Origin of the sequence: Acinetobacter sp. AND/436 (assembly GCF_049546925.1) — a bacterium.
GTDB lineage: Bacteria > Pseudomonadota > Gammaproteobacteria > Pseudomonadales > Moraxellaceae > Acinetobacter > Acinetobacter indicus.
In genome coordinates, this window is the sequence record NZ_JBMXBO010000007.1 from 141,349 (window position 1) to 148,614 (window position 7,266).

Consider the following 7,266-nt stretch of genomic DNA (forward strand, 5'->3'; position numbering starts at 1 on the left):
TCAATTATGCCGTTTTCGTTTTGCTTCTGTGAACTTTTTTACGGCTTTTATCGCTTTTTCCAGAATAAACGCTACACTAAACAGCATAGACTTTTTGAAATCATAATAACTTGATTGAGGTGACACCAATGTCGCAACTGAATGTTGATCCGCAAGAAATTGCCAAATTTGAAGCATTCGCAGCTATATGGTGGGATCAGCATTCTGAGTTCCGCCCTTTGCATCAAATTAACCCGCTCCGTTTAAACTGGATTGATGAACATTCAGGCGGACTGGCTGGCAAAAAAGTGCTGGATGTCGGTTGTGGCGGCGGCATTCTTTCGGAAAGCATGGCGCGCCGTGGTGCCGATGTACTCGGGATTGATATGGGCGAGGCGCCGCTGAATGTGGCACGTTTACATGCCCAGCAGGAAGGCGTCGAAAATATTCAATATCGCCAGATTCCGGTCGAGCAACTGGCAGAAGAACAGGCTGGCCAGTACGATGTGGTGACCTGTATGGAAATGCTGGAGCATGTACCCGATCCAGCCTCAATTATTCAGGCCTGCCAGAAGCTGGTCAAACCGGGCGGCCATGTGTTCTTCTCGACCATTAACCGTAATCCGAAAGCCTATTTATTTGCGATTATTGGCGCGGAATATGTGCTGCGTATGCTGGCCAAAGGCACGCATGATTATCATAAATTTATCAAGCCGTCCGAACTGGCACACGATATTCGCAATGCCGGCCTGAAACTGAAAGATATGACCGGTTTGCACTATAACCCACTGACCAAACGCTACTGGCTGGCGCCCAATGTTGATGTCAACTATATGGTGCATACCCTGAATGAAGGTGGCCAATGAAAGCGGTTTTATTTGACCTCGACGGCACCTTAATTGATACCGCGGCCGACTTTATCCGTATTATTCAAGACATGTGCCGCGATAAAGGCTGTGACATTGTCGCCGCCGAGCAGATTCGCACCCAGGTCTCTGAAGGCGCACGCGCCATGGTCAAGCTAGTATATCCGGAGCTGGAAGTGGAAGACCCGGTCTTTTTAGGCCATCGCCAGCGCTTTTTGGACCTTTACGGCGCCGATATTGCGGTAGAAACCGACCTGTTTGAAGGCATGTATCCACTGCTAGAGCAGCTGGAACAGCAGCAAATTCCCTGGGGTATTGTCACCAACAAGCCACGCTGGCTCAGTGAAGCGCTGTTAAAAGCCCTGAACCTGACCGAACGCTGTGCGGTACTGGTCTGCCCGGAAGATGTCAGCAAGACCAAACCCGATCCGGAACCGATGTATCTGGCCGCAGCACAGCTGGGACTGGAACCGCAGCAGTGTATTTATGTCGGCGATCATCCACGTGATATTGATGCCGGACGCAATGCCAGCATGTACACCATTCTGGCGGCTTATGGCTATTTACCCTTACAACACAAAGATGACTTAACAGCCTGGCAGGCAGACTGTATAGTGAATAATGTCACAGAATTACATCAGGTCTTGCACCAGATGCTGTCACAGCAACAACAACATTCAATCACTTCATAATTACAGCAAAAAACGGAGGTCGATCATGAAATATTCAGAATATCAACCTCGCCCTGATCTGCTCAAAGATCGCGTGATCCTGATTACAGGTGCGGGCGACGGTATTGGACGTGCAGCCGCGATCAGCTTTGCACTGCACGGCGCAACCGTTGTCCTGCATGGTCGCACCCTGAATAAACTGGAAGTCATCTATGATGAAATTGAAGGTTTAGGCGCGCCGCAGCCAGCCATTCTTCCGCTCCAGCTGTCCAGTGCGTCATCGCGTGATTATGAATTGCTGGTCGATACGCTCGACAAGCAGTTTGGCCGTCTGGATGGCATTTTGCACAATGCCGGCATTCTGGGTGAACGGACCGAACTGGTGCATTATCCGGCTGATGTCTGGGATGATGTGATGGCCGTCAACCTGCGTGCACCCTTTGTTATGACCCAGGAACTGCTGCCTTTACTGGAAAAATCGGCACATGCTTCGGTGGTATTTGCCAGTTCGGGCGTCGGTCGTGAAGTACGTGAGCGTTGGGGCGCCTATTCGGTGTCTAAAATTGCCATTGAAGCGGTCAGCAAACTGTTTGCCCAGGAAAATGTACATCCGAATATCCGTTATAACTGCATTAATCCGGGCGCGACCCGCACCGCCATGCGCGCCAAGGCCTATCCGGATGAAGACCCGAAAACCTTGCCGACACCGGAATCAATCATGCCAGCCTATTTATATTTAATGGGCGATGACAGTCTGCACATGAACGGCCAGAGTATTGATGCGCAGGATTAATGCCCTTGCTGTATCCATGAAGGAAGCCCTGTGCTTCCTTTTTTATGCCCATCCATAAAGCTGTAATTGCTCCCACTTTGCGTAAATATACCGGTTTGGGCTTAAGTCGGCTTGAATTTCAGCAAAATTTGCCGATACTAAAGCCCTGTTTCTGATTATCCCGAGATGCCCATGTCTGACTTTAGCAATATCACAGTAACGACCCATGAAGATGGCATGGTGTCTTTATTGATTAATGGTCAAGCCATTTCTGAAAAATACGGCATGAAATTTGAAGCCAGTATTCTCGATGAACTACAGGCACTCGAGACCGGGCAAAACCTGAAACTGTTTGACCAGTTTATCTTTTCGCATACCGATCTGAACTTTGAACATCACTACAGCTATATCACCGGTATTTATAAACAGGCCGAGGACTATGCCGTCTATAAAAACTTTGTCTACCGGATTCTGGTCGATGGCCAAGCCCCGGTCGAGCATGTGATTACCAAACAGGGCCAGCCAATGAGCGCCGAAGATGTACGCGAATTTATTCAGGCGCATATCCAGAAGTCACTGACCGACTATACCGACCTGAAATATGCCTACTAAGCACATGCTTGAATCCAGGACCTGCGGGTCCTTTTTATGCGCTGCTAAATTTTATACACTACCAGACCATAAATCGCATTTTTAAATCATTTTTATAAAATTATTCGGTTTTTCAAATTGAAACATCCGGCCTATACTGCTACTCAACCGCAATGAATCAATGAAAGGAGCAGCACATGGCCGACCAGCAACGTAAAAATGACATTATCCGTTCCATTGAACACTTACAACTGCCCGCCAGCTTATTGGCTGTACTTGAAGATGGCCAGCAGGCCGAATGTCTGGCCCATGCCATCGACTCCTTGCAGGACTTAAGCCAGCAATGGAACTGACTGCGGGCAGAATCCCGGCAATACGGGCTAGGCTTTTTGCGCCCAATGTTGTATAACCAGTTCACGTGACAACAGATAAGTCTTTCATCATCTGTTACTTTTCCAGCATAATATCCAAAATATCTCTGCTTTCGATAAAGAATTAACGATCTTTCTTCACAGTTTCTCTGCATTTTTTTCGTACAGTAAGACACAGTGAAATAAAAGACGATAAACGAGGTTTTTTCACATGAAAAAGATAGTGACAGTTATGGCGATCTCTTTCAGTGCGTTGCTGGCCAGCGGGATCACTGCGGCTGCACCTCAATTTGACAATCCGGGACGCGGCTATGAACAGTCACGTCAGCACGGTCAGGGCAAAAAACATCGTGAATATCGTGAATCGAAAGAGGTTTATGAAAAACGCCGCCAGCGTGAAGAACGGGGCTATCAGCGTTTACAGCAGCATAAATGGCAAACCGGTTATGTGATGCCGCAGCATTATCGTGGCAATGGCTACAAGGTCGAATATAAAGAGCATAACCTGCCTAAACCGGACCGTAAGCAGCAATGGTATAAGGTCAATAATGACTATATTCTGGTCAATGCCGATACCCACAGTATTCTTAAAATCCTGTCTTTCTAAGCTGCACTCCAACCGTTTCAGTCCCACTCCTCGGTTGCCCAAACATCGGTTTGGGCTTTTTTATATCAGCAATTCTTCAAGCTGCTATTTTCGCTGTAGGGCAGATGCTAGCCGGCTTTCAGGCTCTCCGCTTTTTCTTCATGATTTTCACAATTCATCTCAATTGCTCTCATCCTTTATCTCAACTTTCTGGTTAATTTGGACGTATTCCAGAGATATACAGTTTGACTCAAAGGTGAGCGTCATGAAAAAAGTATTAACCACCATTGCCCTGTCTTTAAGTGCGTTTATGGCTACTACAGCCATGGCTGCGCCTGATCATCGTGATCATGACCGTCGTGCGGCAACCCACTACAAACATCAGGACAGCCGTTGGGACCGTGATCATAAACGTCCGGTTGTGCGCGTAAATCCGAGCCGTGACTGGCGTGTGGGCCAGACCTTACCGCGTGCCTATGACCAGTCCCGTTATAAAGTCAGTGACCGCGAAGCGCGTCGTTTACCAAACACCGGCCGTTATCAGCAGTGGTACAAAATTAATGGCGATTACGTGATGATCAACGAACGTACCAACCGGATTATTCGCATTATGGGCTAAGGGTTTCGTCTCATTTTCCCTTCCCTCTTTACACCTGAACCACCCCGTTCAGGTGTTTTTTTATTTTTTCAGCTTACGCCCCGGTATTTTTTGATTAGAATCCGCTATAAGACTTTTGCTTGATTGAGACCGGCATGCACCTGAATTCTACCGAAACATCACACAGCACAACTTTGCAATATGTGCACTGGTTTCGACATTCTGCGCCTTATATCAATGCCCATCGCAATAAAACCTTTGTGCTGATGTTTGATGGTGAAGCGGTCCTGCATGACAATTTCCAGCATATTATTCACGATATTGCCCTGCTGCATTCACTGGGTATCCGGCTGGTGCTGGTGCATGGTGCCCGCCCGCAGATTAACCAGAATTTACAGGCCAGCCAGATCGACACCCCGTTTCATCAGCAGCGCCGCATTACCACCCGCGAATCGTTAAGCTGTGTCATGAATGCGGTCGGTTCAATTCGCCTGCAGATTGAAGCCCTGCTGTCGATGGGACTGGCCAACTCGCCGATGTACGGCGCCCGCATTGATGTGGTCTCGGGTAATTTTATTACCGCCAAACCCTATGGTATTCGCGATGGAGTCGATTTCCAGCTGACCGGCGAAGTGCGCAGTGTCGATACCGATGCCATTCAGCGTCATCTGGACAATCATAATATTGTCGTGCTCGGCCCGACCGGCTATTCCACAACAGGCGAAGTGTTTAATTTACTGGCTGAAGAAGTCGCCACCAAAACCGCAATTCGCCTGCAAGCCGACAAGCTGATTTTCTTGGGCAAACAGCAGGGTTTACTGAATGAACAGGGTCAGCTGCAACGTGAAATCCGCCCATCCCAGCTCAGTCATTATATTGGTCTGTATCAGGCCAGCCAGCCGGAAATGGCCCTGCATTTACGCGGCGCACAGGATGCTGCCACTCAGGGCGTGAACCGGGTGCATCTGATTTCCTATGCCTCTGATGGCGCACTACTGGAAGAGCTGTTTACCCGCGATGGTGCCGGTACCATGATTACCGATGCCCATTATGAAGAAGTGCGCACCGCCAATATTCAGGATGTCGGCGGTCTCATCAGCCTGCTGCGCCCGCTGGAAGAAGAAGGTGTGCTGGTCTACCGTTCGCGGGAACGGCTGGAAAATGAAATTGAACAGTTTGCGGTGATTGAACGTGATGGCACCATTCTGGCCTGTGCGGCGCTGTATCCGCTACCGGTCAGCGACAATGAACTGCGCTCGGCGGAAATTGCCTGCGTGGCGGTACATCCGGCCTATCGTAAATCCAATCGTGGCAGCCAGATTCTGCATTATCTGGAAGATAAAGCCCGTAGCCTTGGTATTCAGCAGCTGTTTATTCTGACCACCCGTACTGCGCACTGGTTTCTGGAACAGGGCTTTGAGCCGGCCAGTGTCGATGACTTACCCAATGCCCGCCAAGCCTTATACAACTACCAGCGTAATTCACTGGTCTGTAAAAAGTCACTCACCTAGTCTGTTCAAGGCCGGCTTTAGCTCAATTTGGCATATGCTTATCTGCAGCTGGCCCAATTGTGCTGCATCTGGTATTAGCAGGAATTAGTATAAGCTTATTCCTGCGCCTTCAATTTAATAAAAATATTTTAAATACAACTACTTAATATTTTAACTTTTAATAGATTATCCATTTTATAAATCAGATTTATGTATAAGATTTGCACATCTTTATTTATCTTTTTTCCTGATTAGAAATTCCTGATTTGTTATTTTTTTCGAAAAAGAAAAATCTTTAAGGTAGCTCTCATTCTCCACTTTTGAATTTTTTTAATTTCCGAGAGCAGGTATTTTCATGAGCAGCCTACGCCGTATTTTTTCAACTCAAAGTGCTATTTTATCTGCCGTGGTGGCGGGTGCCATGTTCATGACTGCCTGTAGCAGCCCCAAAGACGCCGACAACATTACCCTGAATATCGGCTTCCAGAAATACGGCATTTTACCGATTGTCAAAGAGCGCGGTGAACTGGAGCAGGCCCTAAAAGCCCAGGGTGTACAGGTGAAATGGGTAGAATTTCCAGCCGGTCCGCAATTATTGGAAGGTTTAAATGTCGGCAGTGTGGCCTTTGGTGAAGCCGGCGAAGCACCGCCCATTTTTGCGCAGGCAGCCAATTCCAAACTGGTCTATGTGGCCAACCAGCCTAAAGCGCCGCTAGCTGAGGCCTTAATTGTGCCTAAAGATTCGGCCATTCAGTCAGTGCAGGATCTAAAAGGCAAACGCATTGCTCTGAACAAAGGCTCCAATGTGCATTATCTGCTGCTGAAGCTGTTAGCAGCCAACCAGCTTAGCCTGCACGATATTCAAGTGGTGTATTTACCCCCATCCGATGCCCGCGCAGCCTTTGAACGTGGTTCGGTGGATGCCTGGGTGATCTGGGATCCGTTCTTTGCCGCAGCCGAACACCAGATTGGCGCACGGGTCATTGCCACCGGCGAAAATCTGGTCAGCAACCATCAGTTCTATCTGGCGGATCGTCAGTTTGCCGAACAGCATCCGCAGGTTCTAGACACCGTGGTGCAAAGCTTGAACAGCACCACGCAATGGGTGGCCCAGCATCAGGATGAAGCGGCTCAACTGCTGCAAAAACCGACCGGCCTGGATGTCGAGGTCTTAAAAACTTCAATTTCCCGTATGGGCTTTGGCGTACAGGCCATCTCTAGTGACGTGGCCAAAGAACAGCAATATGTAGCTGATGCCTTTTATCAGCAAAAGCTGATTCCACAGCAAATTCAGATTCAGGCGGCCCTGCTGAATACGCAGTCGACACAACAAGAATGAGGA

Annotated in this window: 9 protein-coding genes; all 9 read left to right on the forward strand. The window is 48.4% G+C overall.

The genetic code is table 11. The features are described from left to right. The first annotated feature begins 128 nt into the window (after positions 1–128). The 9 genes from ubiG to ACPEPR_RS07755 all read left to right on the forward strand — a co-directional run bounded on the left by ubiG (position 129) and on the right by ACPEPR_RS07755 (position 7,263). Positions 129–845: a bifunctional 2-polyprenyl-6-hydroxyphenol methylase/3-demethylubiquinol 3-O-methyltransferase UbiG gene (gene ubiG, locus ACPEPR_RS07715; RefSeq protein ID WP_016658684.1), complete on the forward strand. Its 717-nt coding sequence runs from the start codon at positions 129–131 to the stop codon at positions 843–845. Beyond that, positions 842–1,537, forward strand: coding sequence for an HAD family hydrolase (locus ACPEPR_RS07720; RefSeq protein WP_075167943.1), 696 nt, complete (start codon positions 842–844; stop codon positions 1,535–1,537). The genes ubiG and ACPEPR_RS07720 overlap by 4 nt, the downstream gene beginning before the upstream one ends. Positions 1,538–1,562: 25 nt before the next feature. Next, complete coding sequence (locus tag ACPEPR_RS07725; protein ID WP_005180975.1) at positions 1,563–2,309, forward strand: YciK family oxidoreductase; 747 nt, start codon at positions 1,563–1,565, stop codon at positions 2,307–2,309. A gap of 171 nt (positions 2,310–2,480) precedes the next feature. After that, complete coding sequence (locus ACPEPR_RS07730; RefSeq protein WP_005180979.1) at positions 2,481–2,900, forward strand: hypothetical protein; 420 nt, start codon at positions 2,481–2,483, stop codon at positions 2,898–2,900. Positions 2,901–3,076: 176 nt separating this feature from the next. Further along, positions 3,077–3,232, forward strand: coding sequence for a hypothetical protein (locus ACPEPR_RS07735; protein ID WP_005180980.1), 156 nt, complete (start codon positions 3,077–3,079; stop codon positions 3,230–3,232). 229 nt (positions 3,233–3,461) lie between these two features. Then, positions 3,462–3,857, forward strand: a complete 396-nt coding sequence (locus ACPEPR_RS07740; protein WP_005180983.1) for an RcnB family protein — start codon at positions 3,462–3,464, stop codon at positions 3,855–3,857. A gap of 244 nt (positions 3,858–4,101) precedes the next feature. Beyond that, positions 4,102–4,455, forward strand: a complete 354-nt coding sequence (locus ACPEPR_RS07745; RefSeq protein WP_005180985.1) for an RcnB family protein — start codon at positions 4,102–4,104, stop codon at positions 4,453–4,455. Positions 4,456–4,589: 134 nt separating this feature from the next. Then, positions 4,590–5,945 (forward strand): amino-acid N-acetyltransferase, encoded by a 1,356-nt coding sequence (gene argA / locus ACPEPR_RS07750; protein ID WP_104498700.1) that lies wholly within the window; start codon positions 4,590–4,592, stop codon positions 5,943–5,945. A 334-nt stretch (positions 5,946–6,279) separates the two neighbouring features. Beyond that, positions 6,280–7,263 carry a sulfonate ABC transporter substrate-binding protein gene (locus ACPEPR_RS07755; RefSeq protein WP_005180991.1) on the forward strand — a complete coding sequence of 328 codons (984 nt, stop codon included), beginning with the start codon at positions 6,280–6,282 and terminating at the stop codon, positions 7,261–7,263. Positions 7,264–7,266: the final 3 nt, after the last annotated feature.